Genomic DNA, 17,917 nt, shown 5'->3' on the forward strand with positions numbered 1-17,917 from the left:
ATCAGGCCCTCCGTAAAGCGTAGTTATTATTATATAAAAGCTTAATGGCACAATAATTTCAATTATGCTTTCCATAAAACAAACTATTATGAGTAATCTACTTTATATTATTGCCGTAATCTTAGTATTGGCTTGGGCAGTCGGCTTCTTCGCTTATAGTGTAGGAAGCATCATTCATCTTCTTCTTGTGATTGCTGTAATAGCAGTCTTATTACGCTTAATAAGAGGTAAGGATGTTTTGTAAACTAAATAATCAACCAGTTAAATTTACTTACTAAATACTAAACATCATGAACGATTCATTTAAAACCACACTTGCATTTATTGGCGGAGCCGCCATAGGTGCTGCCTTGGGAATTTTATTAGCTCCCGAAAAAGGATCAGACACCCGCAAAAGAATCCTTTCACGTGCTCAGGGTTTTGCGGATGATATAACAGAAGCAGTAAAAGAAAAATACGCTAGTCTTATCAATAAAACAGATGAGTTAATGGCACAAGCAGAAGATGAATTATCATCTGCAACAAAAATGTAAGCTTAACACGTTATCTAATTACATTGATAAATGAAAGAATACCTTCTTTTTGGAGGGTATTCTTATTGCTATTTACAAGTGTAGGTATAGTGCTTTTGGCCCATATAAAATATTGGTAATACGTAATGTAAAATAAGTATTTGTTATTTTTAATTAATTTAGTTTTGTTTAAATGAAATAAACCCAATGACCGGAATAAAAAAAATACTCGTTATAAATGATGAAAGTGATACCAATATGTTGATGTCAATAGCATTAAAAAATAAAGGGTATAAGATTGAAAATGCTAAGGGTTTAGGAGAAGGGAAGGCTATATTTGAAGAGTTGAAACCGGAACTCCTTTTTTTAGACATTAATCTTCCTGATGGAAACGGGTTAAACCATATTTGTTATTTTAAAGAAAACTTACCCCTTGTAAAAATTTGCGTTATAAGTGCCAATGATGATATTTACAAAGCATATGATTATCATGCGGATGGAATTTTAATTAAGCCTTTTTCGCTGGCACAAATTATTGAAAAAACAAAAGAGTTAATAGGTGAATAATTATGCAGAATATACTAGTAATTGATGATGATATTGACATGTGTCATTTGCTTGACAGATTCCTTACCAAGAACGGATTTTCTGTTCAGGCAGCATACTCCAGAGAAAATGCTTTTTCATTAATTGAAAAAAACAATTATGATGTGGTATTATCAGATTTCCGTTTAGGAAATACAGATGGAAGGGAGATTCTTCACAAAGTAAAAGAGAAAGATCCCTCTACTCAGGTAATTATTATTACCGGGTATTCTGATATAAAAGTGGCAGTAGATGTAATTAAACAAGGAGCGTTTGACTATATCACTAAACCACTTCTTCCCGATGAGATTTTATTGCTCGTTAAAAAGGCTATTGCTAAAAAAGAAAATGGAGGCGATAGTCCCGATCAGGATTCATCAGAAAACAAAAAGAAGAAAAAAAGAGAGCTTACTGATGGTAACTTTATAAAGGGTGTAAGTCCTGAAGCAAAAGAGATTGAAAAACAAATTGCACTGGTAGCACCGACAAATTACAGCGTTATTATTTATGGCGAAAGTGGAACAGGAAAAGAATCTGTAGCGCAGGCAATTCATAACAATAGCCAAAGGAAAAACATGCCTTTTGTAAGCATTGATTGTGGAGCTTTGACCAAAGAACTTGCCGGCAGCGAATTGTTTGGTCACGAAAAGGGAGCATTTACAGGAGCTTTGTCTCAAAAAATTGGTCACTTTGAAATGGCCAATGGAGGAACCGTATTTTTGGATGAGATTTCCAATCTTCCATACGATACACAAATTGCTTTATTGCGTGTAGTACAGGAAAGAAAACTACGCCATGTAGGAGGCACAAGGGAAATAGATATAGATGTAAGAATACTTGTTGCTTCCAATGAAAAACTAACAGAGATGAGTTCTCGTGGAAAGTTTAGAGAAGATCTTTACCATAGATTTAACGAATTTAGCATTCATCTTTATCCGTTACGTGAACGAGGCAAAGACATTGAGTTATTTGCAAACCATTTTCTGAAACTAGCCGCAGCCGATTTAGGAAAAGAGATAAAAGGCTTTTCTGCGGAAGTAGTAGATGTTTTCAGGAACTACCGATGGCCGGGTAACTTAAGAGAAATGCACAATGTAATTAAACGTGTGGCCTTGCTAACAGACGGGAACGAAGTTCAATTGAACTCTTTACCGCATGAAATATCTTTTCAGGATAAATTTTCTTTTAACCTGGAAGCTACTAATCAGGATGACCAACTTGGGAGTGCTGAAAGGCCTGCAAAAAGCGATTTAAAATCAATTGCATTGAGTGCAGAATACAAAACAATTGTAGAAGTACTGAAGCAAGTAAATTATAACAAATCAAAAGCAGCAAAGGCTTTAGATATTGATAGGAAAACCTTGTACAATAAATTAAAACAATACCAGTTATTATAAAGCAAAACGCGGGCCTTTAAAAGGTTCGCGTTTTTTGTTATAGCGTTTTATTAAGTTTGTAATAAACACTGAAACCAATAACCAGTAAGTTAATAATAAGTGAAGCCAGGTTCGTTGCTATGATAGGTAAATCTTCTTTTATTACTCCATACCATATCCATAATCCAATGCCTATAAAAAGTACCAGCAACATGGTAATAGAAATATCATTTGCTTTTTCTCTTTAATAATTTTTACCAATTGAGGCACTAATGAAAAGCGGTAAATACTCCTGCAACTATCCCAATGTATTCAGCTTTTATATCCATCAGTTTTTAAACTTTATATAACCAATTTTTGTTGTATTATTTATATAAAGATTCTCAAATACCACACCTCGTTTTTATAGAATAAACGAGGATACCATCGGTTTTTAATTTTGCTGAAAATCGTGAAGAATGTAATTAAAACAGATGCGAGCAGGCGCTTAAACGCTTTTTGCAAAAATCATTCCAGTTGAATATAAGGCGTATTTGGGGAATTGATTCCACAATTTTTGTTAAAAAAGAGTCATCATTTGTATAATAGCAAATCTTCCTATTGCTTTGTGTGTAACAGTTCAAAATAGCATCAAATTCCATTTATACTTTATCACTGTTTTCATCCTAATCATTTAAAAAAATGGCTACCAAAAAAGAAGAATCTAGCAGTTCAACAAACGGACATGTTGAAGTTGTAACCCCGGCAAAAGGGAAACGAAATAGTAAGCTGACAAAAGATATTTTTACAGATAAAGAATTGGTTGACTTACCCGATGCGATGATAAACGATAGAGAGTTACTTCGTATACTTACCGAAGTAAAAAATGGAAACTTTAGTGTACGACTACCTATTGACCAAACAGGCTTAAGTGGTAAAATTTGTGATACGCTGAATGAAATTATTTCGCTCAACGAAAAGATGATGGATGAGTTTACCTATGCCGGTAATACAATTGGTAAACAAGGTAAGCTTACACAACGTATACAATTGCCCGCAGCCAAAGGTTCATGGACAAAAGGTATTGAGTCACTCAATACACTTATTTCCGATTTGGTGCATCCTACTATTGAAATTGCGCACGTAATCAGTTCGGTGGCAAAGGGAAATCTTTCACAAGAAATGCCGCAGGAAATTGGCGGACATACACTACAAGGAGAGTTTGCCAGAATTGCCAAAGAGGTAAATGACATGGTAAAACAGTTAAACTTATTCTCGATGGAGGTAACGCGTGTGGCAAGGGAAGTAGGTTCGGAAGGAAAACTCGGAGGACAGGCAAAAGTAAAAGGGGTTGCGGGTGTATGGAAAGATTTAACAGACTCGGTAAACCAAATGGGAAGTAACCTTACTGCACAAGTAAGGAATATTGCGGAGGTAACAACAGCGGTAGCGAAAGGCGATTTATCTAAAAAAATTACGGTGGATGTAAAAGGAGAAATCCTTGAACTAAAAAATACCATCAATACGATGGTGGATCAGCTGAACTCTTTTTCTTCGGAGGTAACACGTGTGGCGTTGGAAGTAGGAACAGAAGGAAAACTAGGTGGGCAAGCACAAGTAAAAGGAGTTGCGGGAACTTGGAAGGATTTAACAGATTCGGTAAACCAAATGGCTTCGAACTTAACGGGTCAGGTAAGGAATATTGCGGAGGTAACAACGGCTGTGGCCAAAGGCGATTTATCACGACAAATTACGGTGGATGTAAAAGGAGAAATCCTTGAGTTAAAAAACACAATTAACACGATGGTGGATCAGCTGAATTCATTCTCTTCAGAGGTAACACGTGTGGCAAGGGAAGTAGGTTCGGAAGGAAAACTCGGAGGGCAGGCAAAAGTAAAAGGTGTGGGTGGGGTATGGAAAGACTTAACAGATTCAGTAAACCAAATGGGAAGTAACCTTACTGCACAGGTAAGGAATATTGCAGAGGTAACAACAGCCGTAGCGAAGGGTGACTTATCGCGTAAAATAACGGTGGATGTAAAAGGAGAAATTTTAGAGTTGAAAAACACCATTAATACGATGGTGGATCAGTTGAACTCATTTTCATCGGAGGTAACACGTGTGGCGCTGGAGGTAGGAACAGAAGGAAAACTCGGAGGGCAGGCACATGTAAAAGGTGTTGCGGGAACATGGAAAGATTTAACAGACAGTGTGAATGGTATGGCCTCGAACTTAACGGGCCAGGTAAGGAATATTGCGGAAGTAACAACGGCCGTAGCGAAAGGAGATTTGTCGCGTAAAATTACAGTGGATGTAAAAGGAGAAATCCTTGAGTTAAAAAATACGATTAACACGATGGTGGATCAGTTGAACTCATTTGGTTCAGAGGTAACGCGTGTGGCACGTGAGGTAGGTTCGGAAGGGAAATTGGGTGGACAAGCAGATGTACCAGGTGTTGCCGGAACATGGAAAGATTTAACGGATTCAGTAAATAAAATGGCTTCCAATTTAACGGGCCAGGTAAGGAACATTGCAGAGGTAACAACAGCCGTAGCGAGGGGTGACTTATCGCGTAAAATTACAGTGGATGTTCAGGGCGAAATTTTGGAGTTGAAAATTACCATTAATACCATGGTGGATCAGTTGAACTCATTTGGTTCGGAGGTAACACGTGTGGCACGTGAGGTAGGTTCAGAAGGAAAATTAGGTGGACAGGCTACGGTGGAAGGAGTTGGTGGTGTATGGAAAGATTTAACAGACTCTGTAAACCAAATGGGAAGTAACTTAACTTCTCAGGTAAGGAATATTGCCGAAGTAACAACTGCTGTGGCAAAAGGAGATTTATCGCGTAAAATTACGGTGGATGTTCGCGGGGAAATTTTGGAGTTGAAAAATACCATCAACACAATGGTGGATCAGTTAAATGCATTTGGTTCGGAGGTAACGCGTGTGGCACGTGAGGTAGGTTCGGAAGGAAAGTTAGGTGGGCAGGCAGACGTACCGGGTGTAGCAGGAACCTGGAAAGATTTAACGGACTCCGTAAATAAAATGGCATCCAATCTTACCTCACAGGTAAGGAATATTGCAGAGGTAACAACAGCTGTGGCAAACGGAGATTTGTCGCGTAAAATTACGGTGGATGTTCAGGGCGAAATTTTGGAGTTGAAAAACACCATTAACACCATGGTGGATCAGCTTCGTGGTTTTGCATCAGAAGTAACGCGTGTTGCTCGTGAGGTAGGAACAGATGGAAAACTGGGAGGACAAGCAAACGTGCCAGGAGTAGCAGGAACCTGGAAAGATTTAACGGATTCGGTAAACCAAATGGCGGGTAACCTTACCGATCAGGTGAGGAATATTGCCGAGGTGGCCATTGCGGTGGCGAAAGGTGATATGTCGAAAAAAATTACAGTGGATGTACGCGGAGAAATTCTCCAGTTAAAAGAAACACTGAATACCATGGTGGATCAGTTGCGGGCATTTGCATCAGAGGTAACCAAGGTGGCCCGAGAGGTAGGAACAGATGGTAAGTTAGGAGGATATGCATTTGTACCGGGAGTAGCAGGAACCTGGAAAGATTTAACGGATGGTGTAAACCAAATGACAAGTAATCTTACTGCACAGGTAAGGAATATTGCAGAGGTAACAAAAGCGGTAGCGGGAGGTGACCTTTCAAAAACGGTAACCATTGACGTAAAAGGAGAAATCCTGGATTTGAAAAACACGATTAACACGATGGTGGAGCAGTTAAACTCTTTTGCTTTCGAGGTAACGCGTGTAGCTCGTGAGGTGGGTACAGAAGGAAAATTAGGGGGTCAGGCAGAAGTAAAAGGAGTAGCGGGAACGTGGAAAGATTTAACGGATTCCGTGAACATGATGGCTTCCAATTTAACATCGCAGGTACGTGGTATTGCAAAAGTAGTAACCTCAGTGGCAACCGGAAATCTTCGCCAAAAATTATCGATTAACGCAAAAGGGGAGGTTGCGCAATTAACGGATACAATCAATGAAATGATTGAAACACTTGCGGTATTTGCCGATCAGGTAACAAACGTGGCGCGTGAGGTGGGTGTAGAAGGAAAACTGGGAGGACAAGCAAGTGTGCCGGGTGCTTCGGGCATCTGGAAAAACTTAACAGAAAACGTAAATCAGTTAGCACAAAATTTAACAACGCAGGTACGTGCCATTTCGGATGTGGCATCGGCTGTAACCAAAGGAGATTTAACACGAAACATTAGGGTGGATGCAAAAGGTGAGGTGGAGGCTTTGAAGGATACCATCAACCAGATGATTACCAACTTACGTGAAACCACATTGATTAATCAGGATCAGGATTGGTTGAAATCCAATTTGGCGAAATTTGGTCAGATGTTACAAGGGCAACGTGAGTTGGAAACCGTAACACAAAGGATTCTTTCAGAATTAGCCCAGGTTGTACATGCACATTATGGCGCGTTTTATTTGTTGAAACAAGATGAAGATTTGCAAAGTGTAAGGCTAAAATTATTTGCAGCTTATGCATATAAAGCAGAGAAAAACATTGCCAAAGAATTTGCCATTGGTGAAGGATTAGTTGGTCAGTGTGCTTTGGAAAAAGAACGGATTATTCTTTCAAAAGTTCCTTCTGATTACATCAAAATAAACTCGGCACTGGGTAAAGCAAAACCGGCTAATCTTATTGTGCTTCCGGTATTATTTGAGAACAACGTGAAAGCGGTAATTGAGTTAGCTTCACTGGATGCATTCAGTGAAACACATTTGGACTTTTTAAGTCAGATGACGGAAAGTATCGGGATTGTATTGAACACCATTGAAACCAATTCGCGTACAGAGGAATTGCTTACACAATCACAATCATTGGCAGGGGAGTTAAAAATTCAGCAAGAAGAGTTACGCAGAACAAACGATGAGTTACAAGACAAAGCACTACTCCTTGTTAAACAAAAAAATGAGGTGGAGGCTAAAAACAAAGAGGTAGAAGAAGCAAGGCTTTCATTGGAAGAGAAAGCAGAACAGCTTACATTAACATCTAAATACAAATCAGAGTTCTTGGCAAACATGTCACATGAGTTGCGTACCCCTCTTAACAGTTTGCTCATTCTTGCACAGCAGTTGTACGAAAATGCTGAAGGTAACTTGAATGATAAACAGGTACGCTATGCCAAAACCATTCACTCTTGTGGTGACGATTTAATTCAATTGATTAACGATATTCTCGATTTATCTAAAATCGAATCAGGATTTATCACCACCAATTTCTCTGCTGTTCGCTTTAACGATATTGCCGGATTTGTGGAAACAACCTTTAAGCCTATTGCAGAGGCCAAGCATTTAGGATTTAATATAGACATAGATGGAAACCTTCCAGACATTATGGAAACGGATTTACAGCGCTTGAATCAGATTTTGAAGAACCTATTGTCGAACTCTTTTAAATTTACAGAAAAAGGTGGCGTCAAACTAAAAATATACGAAGCGAAAAAATCATGGAAACCCGGAATACAAGCACTAGATACTGCCAAACAGGTAGTAGCATTTGCCATTAGCGATACCGGAATTGGTATTCCGCAGGAAAAACAAAACATCATTTTCGAAGCTTTCCAGCAAGCAGAAGGTTCAACAAGTAGGAAATATGGCGGGACAGGTTTAGGGCTTTCCATCAGCCGTGGTCTTACCGAGTTATTGGGTGGTACAATCGAATTGGAGAGCACATCAGGACAGGGTAGTATATTTACCTTGTATTTACCGGTCGAAAACACAACAGGTGCTGCGTTAAATGAAAGTACATTAAATACCTTTCAGCAACTGCAACAACTATCTAACGGCAATGGAGACATTGATAATTTATTAAACTCTATTCGTATTACTTCTGAAGGAATAGAATCCAAAGGTTTGGTAAATGAAATGATTAACGATGCCGGTGATGATAGGAACAATATTCAACCCCACGATAAAGTAGTATTGATTGTGGAAGATGATTTACGCTTTGGAAAAATATTGGTGGAGAAGGCACGTCAGGAAAAACTGAAAGCAATTGTTGCGGTGAGTTATATTGAGGTTTTTGATTTTGTGAATCGCTTTTCGCCTATTGCCATTACGCTGGATGTAAAACTTCCGGATACAAGTGGTTGGCGTGTACTTGATTTATTGAGAAACGATTTAAGCTACCGCCATATTCCTATTCACCTTATTTCTGGCGAAGAAAATAGAATATTGGCTTTAAAACGTGGAGCACGCAGTTTCCAATTGAAGCCAATAGAGAATGATTCTTTGAATGAACTTTTTGATGACATCATTAAATTTAATGAGAAAGAAGTGAAGCAATTGCTTGTAGTGGAGGATAACCAATTGGAATCATCACAAATTGCTAAAATTTTAAGAGGAGAAAATATTTTGGTAACCATTGTTTCTTCCGCTAAAAAGGCACTTTCAACAATTAAAAAGCAAAGTTTTGATTGTATTATTTTAGACTATACTTTGCCTGATATGTCGGGTGCCGATTTGGTGAAACAGGTATATGACATCAAAGAAAAAAACACACCAATTATTGTTTACTCTGCCAAAGATTTTAACAAGGCAGAAGTGAACATGCTTAATCAAAATTCAAATACAGTGTTATTGAAAGGTGTAAACTCATTGGAGCATTTGCTGGAAGAAACCGTTTTGCATTTACACATCAACCATAAAAATTTGGCAGCTGAAAAAAGAAAAGTAATTGAGAATATCCGAATGAAAGAAGATATTCTTACCGGCAAAAATATTTTGGTAGTGGATGATGATGTTAGAAATTTATTTGCACTAACAACCGTTTTCGAACGTTTCAATATCAATGTAATTACTGCCGAGAGTGGGAAAGAAGCCATTAATATTCTGAATGAAAATCCTGCTATTAATATGGTGTTGATGGATATTATGATGCCTGAAATGGATGGGTATGAAACCACCCAAAAAATAAGGAGAGAGCATAAAAATACATCCTTACCAATTATTGCTGTAACTGCAAAAGCAATGAAAGGCGATAGGCAAAAATGTATTGAAGCAGGAGCTTCAGATTATATTACCAAACCTTTAAAAATTGATCAGCTATTATCGCTTATGCGCGTATGGTTTTATAAATAAAAATAAATTTGATGCAACAACCCAAAATATTATTAGTTGACGACCGTGAAGACAATTTAATGTCTATTGAAACCCTTTTGGAAACAGAAGGGTATCAATTTACGAAAGCAAATTCGGGTAGGCAGGCATTAAAAATATTGCTTACCGAGTTTGATTTTGCATTGATATTAATGGATGTGAAAATGCCAAGTTTAAGTGGGCTTGAAACGGCTTCGTTGATTTATGAACGCGAAAAGCTGAAGCACATACCCATTATATTTATTACAGCCAATAGTTATGGTGACGAGAATGTTTTTAAAGGATACAGAGCAGGCGCAGTTGATTATATTTATAAACCCATTAAACCTGAATTGCTTCGCGCTAAAGTAGGCGTTTTTATTGACCTGTACCGAAAGAACCATATACTATTGGCTCAGGAGCAAAAATTAATCACTACCAATAAAAACCTGGAAGCCGAAATTAATGAGCGCAAAATTTCAGAAGAAAAAGTAAAAGCTTTAAACCAGCAGTTATTAGAAAGTATTGAACGTTTAGAAACGGCTAACAAAGAGTTGGATCGTTTTGCATTTATGGCATCACACGATTTGCAAGAGCCTTTGAGGAAAATACGAATGTTTAGTGATAGGTTGTTTTCAAAATATGAAGACACGTTTGATGATGAGGCTTTGATGTATATCGACCGCATTCAGAAAGCAGGGGAACGTATGCAAGCGCTTATCAAAGATATTCTTACCTTCTCTAAAATATCACTCGAAAAAGATGCTTTTGAAGACTGCGATTTAAACATAGTTATGGATGAAGTGCTTTCCGATTTGCAATCCATTTCAGAAGCAAAAGGAGCAACCATTCTGGTGGAGAACCTTCCCTCTTTATTTGTAAGCCCTGGATTAATGAGACCGCTTTTTAATAACTTAATAGGTAATGCGCTTAAATATTGTAAGAAAGATATAAACCCGCTTATTAAAATATACGCAGACACGATTACGTTTGAAAGTAAAAAAAGAAGCGGAACACCCGATAAATACTGGCGTATTTATGTGGAGGATAATGGAATTGGCTTTGAACAAAAATATGCGGAACAGATTTTTGGAATGTTTAAAAGGCTGCATTCAGGTTCTGAGTTTGAAGGAACAGGTATTGGCCTAACGCTCTGTAAAAAAATTGTAGAAGAGCACAATGGTTTTATATCAGCTAAAAGCAAGTTCAATGAAGGGTCAACCTTTATCATTTCTTTGCCGTTTGCATTACCTCCCTCAACGGTAAAAAAAGGCGCTTAGGCCAATAAATCTCCTCCATCTATGTGGGAATTTAAATTACCATAAACGTAGATTTTTATCTACACAATATTTGCAAATCATTTATCTCTGATTATAAAAGAACAATTTTACCCCACTTTAAATAAGGAATATTATTTGTAACTGATATGGCAAAACCAATATCATTATGAAAACCAATATTAAAAAATATGCCATTGCTATAGCCTTATTCTTTAGCATTAATGCATCAAATGCACAAGCCGGATTTAGCGGAGGACTAATGGGCGGATTAAGTATGGGAGCCGTTGAAATTAATGACCTTGACCAAGCTTTCTCCAATAATATAAAAGGCGATTTATATGGCTTTGAAGCCGGTTTGTATGCAAAGTTTATGTTAGATCCTTTCTACATTAAACCAATGGCATTATATAATTTCCGCAGTGGCAGTGTAGATTACAATGATGCTTCCAACAACTCGCAACACTCAGATATTACCTTACACAAATTAGAAATTCCGGTATTGCTTGGGCTTCATCTTGTAGGGCCATTAAATATAGAGGCCGGGCCGGTATACAACTATCTTATTTCAGTAACCGACAGGTATAATTCACAAACGGTAGATGTGGGAAGAAATGGTTTAGGTTATCGGTTTGGAGCAAATTTAGAATTAGGAGGGCTTACACTTGGACTTAGTTACCAAGGTGCTGCTTATACTTCCGGTTCAGGAAATGCTTCCTTTTATGAACCATATAAAGTTGTATTAGGTCTTGGAATACGTTTAGGTGGAGCAGGCAATGAGGAATAAATAGCTTAACGACAAATAAATAAAAAGGCCGCTTCATTTGAAGCGGCCTTTTTTGTTTAACTGTAGAGGTTTATTTTTTAAAAATCATTCCTCCAAAAATCACTACCAGTAGCATAAGCACTAGAAATATAAAGAATAATATTTTAGCAATTCCTGCTGCGCCTGCTGCGATATCTGTGAATCCGAATATTGCCGCCACTATGGCGATCAATAAAAATGTTGCTGCCCATTTTAACATAATCGTGAGTATTTAGTTACCCAACTATATTAAAAAATTATGCCAAAAACAGATTTGTTAAACCGGAAGATAAATATCAAAAGAGGTACCACTGTTTATTTTGCTTAAAGCAGTAATATAACCACCATGGTTATCTACTATTTTTTTGCAAATGGCTAAGCCAATTCCATTACCATTGTATTTTTGATAATTGTTTAACCTTTGAAAAATAGTGAAAATTTGAGATGCGAAGGCTTGGTCAAAACCAATTCCGTTGTCTTTAAAATTTAAGTGTAAGTAGCTTTTTGATGCATCCAGTTGTGGTATAGCAGAGATAAGTTCCCCATCAATTATTTTCCCGCTAATAGAAATAACAGGGTCCTTTTCAGAAAATTTCAAGGCATTGCTTATCATATTATAAAAAAGCTGATTCATCTGAATAGGGATAGCTTCTATAATAGGAAGAGCTGATTTTTTAATCACCGCGTTTTTTTGTTTGATGAGTAATTCAAAGTCATCCGTTATCTGATCCAATACCTCTTCAAGGTCTACTTTTTCATGCAAATCATCAGCTTTGCTCAAACGTGAAAAGTTTAGCAGGTCGTTAATCAATAAGGACATACGATTTGCTGAAGCATTAATTTTAGTCAGGTATTCATCCGGTTTAAAACCAGGCTCATTTATCCTTGTCATGATAAGATCAGAAAAGGTTTGAATTTTTCTCAAAGGTTCTTGTAAATCATGGCTCGATACGTAGGCAAATTGTTCAAGACTATCGTTGCTGCGCTCCAACTCTTTGTTTTTTTTCTCTAATTCAGCATTGGCAATTTTTACCTTTTCGGCTGCTTCTAGTATGGTTGAGTTATCATGCCCAATGGCAAGCACGCCATATATTTCCTGAAAATCATTTTTTAACGGGATATAATAGTTTTCAAAATACTTGTTTAACACTTTTGACTGGTAAGAAAAATTTTGAATAGTTTCTCCCTCAAGGGCTTTAAGCAAATCAGCATACATACCTGACTCTATTACTTGAGGAAATGCATCGTTTACCTTTTTACCTACAAGGTCGTTTCTTTTATAAACATCTATTGCTTGTTTATTGAGCGAAACATATCTTAATTCTTTATCAAACACAGCAATAATATCAACAGAAGAATTTAGAATAACTTCTACAAATTCTTTCTGCGATTTAAGTTCTGCATTTTTTCTGAATAACTCAGCAGCTTGGGCATTCAAATGTTCTTCCGCGTTTTTTCGTTCAGTCAAATCGCGGGTTACTTTGGTATAGCCAATAACCTCATTTTCGTTGTTGTGTAAAGCGGTAATAGTAATACTTCCCCAAAAAAAAGTTCCGTCTTTTCGTACACGCCAACCTTCATGTAATGCTCTTCCGTTTTCTCTTGCTTCCTTTAATAATCTATTGGGTAGTCCGCTTATCTGATCCTCTTCTTTGTAAAAAATAGAAAAGTTTTTCCCTACAATTTCGTTTGCAGCGTATCCTTTTATTTTTTGAACACCTTTATTCCAGTTAATAATAACTCCAGTTTGGTCTAACATAAGTATAGCATAGTCCTGAACCTCATCAATCATTTTATGATAACGTTCTTCACTTTCTATAAGGTCAACTGTTTTCTTCTTTAATGCTGTAGTACGTTCTGTTACTCTTTTTTCAAGCTTATCTTCCAGTGCTATGCCCAGTTGTTTTTGGGTGGTAATATCAATTAAAGTGTTTACTGCACCGGTAACATTTCCCTCATTATCAAAAATAGGTTCTGGGTGAGGTACCACAAATCTTCTATCCCCATCCGGACGTTCAATAATAATTTCAACCCCGCTTACTTTTCTTCCTTCTTTTAAAGCAATGGCCATGGGGCACTCATCTGCTGGCATTGATGAACCATCCGGACGAAATATTTTCCATGAACCGCACCAATAGTCTTTTCCTATTTCAGGCTCACGTCCCCATAATTCCACAGCCGCATCGTTATACATATCAATCATCCCATCTCTGTTACAGGTATATACAGCAATAGGCAAACTTGATAACAAGTGTTTGTGTTTTATTTCACTTCTCTGTAATAGCGATCCACTTAATATATCGGAGGCTGGTTCCTTAATGGGCCTTGGTTTCTTTTGCTCCTGGTTCATGTTTGCTGTGCAATGTTCCGTATAATATCAACTGATATTCCGATAGTGAAAATTTAAAATAAAAATTTGAATATAGCTTAAATAATAATGCAAGGCAATCAGGAAAAATAAACACATCCTATTTGTTTGGAGCGTGTGTTTTAACTGATTGGGTCTCGGCTTTTTTTATAATTTTATCAGGCGAAATAACTTCAGGTTTTGGCTTATGCTTTTTGTATGCTGAATTTGCTGTTTTTTTAAGTGGGCTGAAACTTGCCTTCTTCATCTTCATCTCATGCTTACTTCTGGCTTCTTCTACAGAGTGAGAGCTTCTTATATCAGTTGCTTTTTTTGTCATCTCTGCCAGTTCCCGGTAATACTGATGCAGTATGTTTAACTCTTGTTCGGTAAGGTCTTCTACATCAATAATGCGGTTGCTTGCAAAACCATCAGCGGCAACTAATTCATTTAGTTTAACCTGAATTACAATAGAGTCTTTGTTTTGTGTTTTCTGAATAAGAAATACCATCAGAAAAGTAATAATGGTTGTACCTGTATTAATAACAAGTTGCCATGTATCAGAGAAACCAAATAAAGGCCCACTAATTAGCCATGCCAATATAAGGCCTGCCGCACATGCAAATGCAGCGGTACTTCCTGCTGCTTTAGTTGCCACAAAAGCAAACTGCTCAAATGCGTTTTTTTTGAAAACTGTTTTCTGTTTTTTCATAGGATAAGCTCAAAAGGGGATTCAGTAAAAATTCAAAACAGCCTTTATAATTTATAAAAGCCGTTTTGAATTGATTGCTATTTGTATGTACTGTTTGTGGTAGGTTATTTATAGTTTTCTGAGCCGGCAAATGGTTTATTCATTGTTTTAATAGCCATGTATTTTATTTTAAGTCCGGTCAATTTTCTGTTATCCTCTTTTGATATTTTTTTTGCATCATCCAAACGTGAAGCTAAATCTTTTAAGCTTTTCCAGTAGTCATTAATAAGTACCCATTCTTCTTTGCTATAAATTTCTTTTTGGCTGTCTACTGTATTTACAAAGTGTTCAAAAACGCTAACAATATTTGATCCGTTCACATTTGAAAAGTCAGTATGAATATCTGCCGGAACAATAGCGGATTTTAAGGTTTCCACTTTAGCCATCTCTTCTTTTTCTTTACGTTTTATTTGGTAATCGGCTTTAAAAGCTTGCCATTCTGCAACAGTTTCATCATAATTGTTTTTCATTTCCTGGTCCATTTTGTCGGCATGTTTATCCAGTTCAGCTTTTTTTAAGTCGTACTCTTTTTCCATGTCCTCCCATTTTTGGTCCATATATTTTTCAGATGCATCTTTATGTTCTTTTACATAAACTTTAAATTCGGCAATTGATTTTTGGGTTTTTTCTTTTCCGCGATCACTACAGTAAGATAGTGTGAAAAAAGTGGCTAGCATGGCGAATATAAATAATCCATCTTTTGCTTTTTGTAGAAATGCTGTTTTCATGATGTTTTGGTTTAGTGTTAATATTTTCAGCATGGGTACAATCTGTGTGCCCGTACAGTGTTGACTGATTATATAAACATAAAATTTAGCACCAAATCAAGGGAAAGCCCTGTGGGTATTGATTAAATAAATAACTTAATTATAATAAAGGTTTTAAGAGTGCATGATTGCAGCAACAAGAAATGGGTATTTTATCCCTATTATGGGTATTTTTTTCTACAGGGTAGAGAGGCGGTTTACAGTAAAAAGAGCACGTATTAATCAATTTAATACGTGCTCTTTTTTATTAGTTTGCTTTTTATTTAGAAGGCAAATTTTAATCCTAATCCAGGGTCAAGCGCAAAGAAAGCTCCACCATTGGTGTTAATCTCTAAAAAGGGTTTTAAGTCAAAGCTTATAGCAAATGGAATGGGTGTTATTTTATACTCAAGTCCCACAATACCATCTATACCAAGTCCAACTCCACCATCAGAGTAATAATCCCTGTAGTAATAACGGCTTGGGCCGCGGTAACGATCAGATGCTGCTATGTGGCCACCACCACCGTAGTACCAGTTTAAGCCAATGGCCCCTGAGTTTGCGTGTTTTTCGTACAAGCCGGTTATACTAAAAGCATTGCCCCATAATCCTATAATTCCTTCCAGCGCTGCGCCACTGCTGGTAAAATGCTTAATAGTAAGTCCTGAAGTTCCTCCTGCACGTAAGCCAATGGCTGTGCTGTAAGTACTACTATTAATTGATTGTGCACGGCTTATAAAAGGGAACATTAGGGAAATCCATAACCCTAATATTAAAAGATGTTTAGTTTTCATAATAGTTTTATTTTATTGGGTAATTAACCAAAGTACATGCCATAGTACTTTGTATATTTTTTTTTGTAAAAATGCCTCTTCCGTAGAAGAAGCATTTTAAATACCCAGGATTGTTTTCAGCTCCAATTTTGTATTTCAACATTGAATTGAAAAATTGCCTTTGGTATTGTTGTTCTTTTCGCAGAGAAAAGGTCTTTATTTAATAGTGCATTCGATTTTAATCGTAACACCATTTGCTTTAATTTAAATAACATTATCTATGGAATTAGCCAATGGACGTAAGGCTCCTGAAGCAAACATTTCACCACCTATTAAATCAACATCAACCAATTCAAATTTTCATTCTTCGCTGGTATAAGTAATATCCGAAGTAGGTATCAATGTAGCAGAAGTAGTGGCATCGGTTGCGGTAACCAACAGCATTGTACTTAAAAGGCCCATTAATATAATTCCTGATTTCATAGTGTTTTGTAAGTACAAAAAACGAACCAGCCCAACTTTGCTGTTAAAACAAGTTGTTTGTACTATTTTATGTGGAAGGATTTTCAGCATTTGAGTAAAATAGGTGCCACTTTTAAATGGGGAACTACTTAATTTTTTATAACGGATGAGTATAAAAATGTTGTTGCAGTAAACCTGAAAGAGGTAATGAGGTAAGATTGTATAAATGGAATGTGGAATAAAGTTTGTTTTATATTATTTAATAAATAACAACTGATATGAAAAATTTAAGATTAGCCGGGCTACTTATTATGGTAGCAGTCATCCTTGCAGGGCTGGGATGTACAAAAGATTCAAGTGGTTCGTCAGAACAAGGCACTATGGATGTACGCATGACAGACGATGTAGGCTTTTATGATAAAGTGTATATAGATGTTCAGGGGATTAAAGTCAACATAGAAGGAAGAGGATGGGTAGATGTTACCCCAACCCGTACAGGTATTTATAATATTCTGGAACTTAATAATGGTATTGATACACTAATTGCATCTTCTTCTGTTCCTGTTGGAAACGTAACCGAAGTAAGACTAATATTAGGCCCTAATAATACCGTGGTAGTAAACGGAACTACTTGGCCTATGGATGCTCCTTCAGCAGAAGAGTCAGGGTTAAAAATTAAGATTAATCAAGCAGTTACTGCTGGTGCAAAATGTACCATCTGGCTTGATTTCAATGTTCATAAATCTATTGTGGTAAAAGGCAATGGAGGTTTTTCTTTAAAACCGGTTATACGTTGTTTTATTCATAGTTTTACAGGAGCTATTATTGGTGATGTAAACCCGGACAATGTAGCTTATTTTGCTTACGCTGTCCCTGTAAACAATGTAAACGATACCTTCATGACTTTCTTAAGATCGGATGGAACATTTAAATTATGGGGCTTATTACCACGAACCTATAATGTTGGATTAATGACTAAAGAAAAAGCGGATGTAAAAACCATTAATAATGTTTCTGTATCGGCAGGGCAAGAAACAAACCTAGGCCAGATTTCTATTCCTTAAAACATCAAATTTATTTAAAACAAAAAAGGAAGCTATTAGCTTCCTTTTTTGTTTATGCAAGTTGTTATAAATGCGGAATTGTTTCCCCATATAAAGTGGGGAATATTTTTCCTACAGGTATTTG

Annotated in this window: 15 protein-coding genes; 8 read left to right on the top strand and 7 right to left on the bottom strand. The window is 36.8% G+C overall.

All coding sequences use genetic code 11. The features are described 5' to 3' along the window. Positions 1–88 precede the first annotated feature (88 nt). The 4 genes from V4538_06965 (at position 89) to V4538_06980 (ending at position 2,494) form a co-directional block, all read left to right on the top strand. The gene (locus V4538_06965; GenBank protein ID MES2380763.1) at positions 89–244 is read left to right on the top strand and encodes a lmo0937 family membrane protein; all 156 of its coding nucleotides are present in this window, start codon (positions 89–91) and stop codon (positions 242–244) included. Positions 245–290: 46 nt separating this feature from the next. After that, positions 291–533, top strand: coding sequence for a YtxH domain-containing protein (locus V4538_06970; protein MES2380764.1), 243 nt, complete (start codon positions 291–293; stop codon positions 531–533). Positions 534–719: 186 nt separating this feature from the next. Then, a complete protein-coding gene (locus tag V4538_06975) occupies positions 720–1,079 on the top strand; it encodes a response regulator (protein ID MES2380765.1) in 360 nt (119 codons plus the stop codon). 2 nt (positions 1,080–1,081) lie between these two features. Then, the gene (locus V4538_06980; protein MES2380766.1) at positions 1,082–2,494 is read left to right on the top strand and encodes a sigma-54 dependent transcriptional regulator; all 1,413 of its coding nucleotides are present in this window, start codon (positions 1,082–1,084) and stop codon (positions 2,492–2,494) included. A 37-nt stretch (positions 2,495–2,531) separates the two neighbouring features. On the opposite strand, the gene V4538_06985 is transcribed toward V4538_06980, so the two are convergent. Continuing rightward, entirely contained in the window at positions 2,532–2,687 is a 156-nt protein-coding gene (locus V4538_06985; protein MES2380767.1) for a hypothetical protein, read from the bottom strand. 605 nt (positions 2,688–3,292) lie between these two features. Between V4538_06985 and V4538_06990 the strand changes: the two genes are divergently transcribed. From V4538_06990 to V4538_07000, 3 genes are all read left to right on the top strand, one after another. Next, positions 3,293–9,571 (top strand): HAMP domain-containing protein, encoded by a 6,279-nt coding sequence (locus tag V4538_06990; protein ID MES2380768.1) that lies wholly within the window; start codon positions 3,293–3,295, stop codon positions 9,569–9,571. 11 nt (positions 9,572–9,582) lie between these two features. Further along, positions 9,583–10,848, top strand: coding sequence for a response regulator (locus V4538_06995; GenBank protein MES2380769.1), 1,266 nt, complete (start codon positions 9,583–9,585; stop codon positions 10,846–10,848). A gap of 166 nt (positions 10,849–11,014) precedes the next feature. Further along, positions 11,015–11,632: an outer membrane beta-barrel protein gene (locus tag V4538_07000; protein MES2380770.1), complete on the top strand. Its 618-nt coding sequence runs from the start codon at positions 11,015–11,017 to the stop codon at positions 11,630–11,632. 70 nt (positions 11,633–11,702) lie between these two features. On the opposite strand, the gene V4538_07005 is transcribed toward V4538_07000, so the two are convergent. The 6 genes from V4538_07005 to V4538_07030 all read right to left on the bottom strand — a co-directional run bounded on the left by V4538_07005 (position 11,703) and on the right by V4538_07030 (position 16,750). Beyond that, positions 11,703–11,870 (bottom strand): DUF1328 domain-containing protein, encoded by a 168-nt coding sequence (locus V4538_07005; protein ID MES2380771.1) that lies wholly within the window; start codon positions 11,868–11,870, stop codon positions 11,703–11,705. Between the two features lie 57 nt (positions 11,871–11,927). Further along, on the bottom strand, positions 11,928–14,000 hold the full coding sequence (locus tag V4538_07010; protein MES2380772.1) for a PAS domain S-box protein: 2,073 nt from the start codon (positions 13,998–14,000) through the stop codon (positions 11,928–11,930). Positions 14,001–14,118: 118 nt separating this feature from the next. Further along, the gene (locus tag V4538_07015) at positions 14,119–14,709 is read right to left on the bottom strand and encodes a low affinity iron permease family protein (protein MES2380773.1); all 591 of its coding nucleotides are present in this window, start codon (positions 14,707–14,709) and stop codon (positions 14,119–14,121) included. A gap of 104 nt (positions 14,710–14,813) precedes the next feature. Beyond that, positions 14,814–15,476, bottom strand: a complete 663-nt coding sequence (locus V4538_07020; GenBank protein ID MES2380774.1) for a hypothetical protein — start codon at positions 15,474–15,476, stop codon at positions 14,814–14,816. Between the two features lie 302 nt (positions 15,477–15,778). Then, positions 15,779–16,288: a hypothetical protein gene (locus tag V4538_07025; protein MES2380775.1), complete on the bottom strand. Its 510-nt coding sequence runs from the start codon at positions 16,286–16,288 to the stop codon at positions 15,779–15,781. A 339-nt stretch (positions 16,289–16,627) separates the two neighbouring features. After that, the gene (locus V4538_07030) at positions 16,628–16,750 is read right to left on the bottom strand and encodes a hypothetical protein (GenBank protein MES2380776.1); all 123 of its coding nucleotides are present in this window, start codon (positions 16,748–16,750) and stop codon (positions 16,628–16,630) included. 257 nt (positions 16,751–17,007) lie between these two features. Between V4538_07030 and V4538_07035 the strand changes: the two genes are divergently transcribed. Then, positions 17,008–17,793: a DUF4382 domain-containing protein gene (locus tag V4538_07035; protein ID MES2380777.1), complete on the top strand. Its 786-nt coding sequence runs from the start codon at positions 17,008–17,010 to the stop codon at positions 17,791–17,793. Positions 17,794–17,917: the final 124 nt, after the last annotated feature.

It is taken from the genome of Bacteroidota bacterium, assembly GCA_040388375.1.
GTDB lineage: Bacteria > Bacteroidota > Bacteroidia > UKL13-3 > UKL13-3 > JAAFJM01.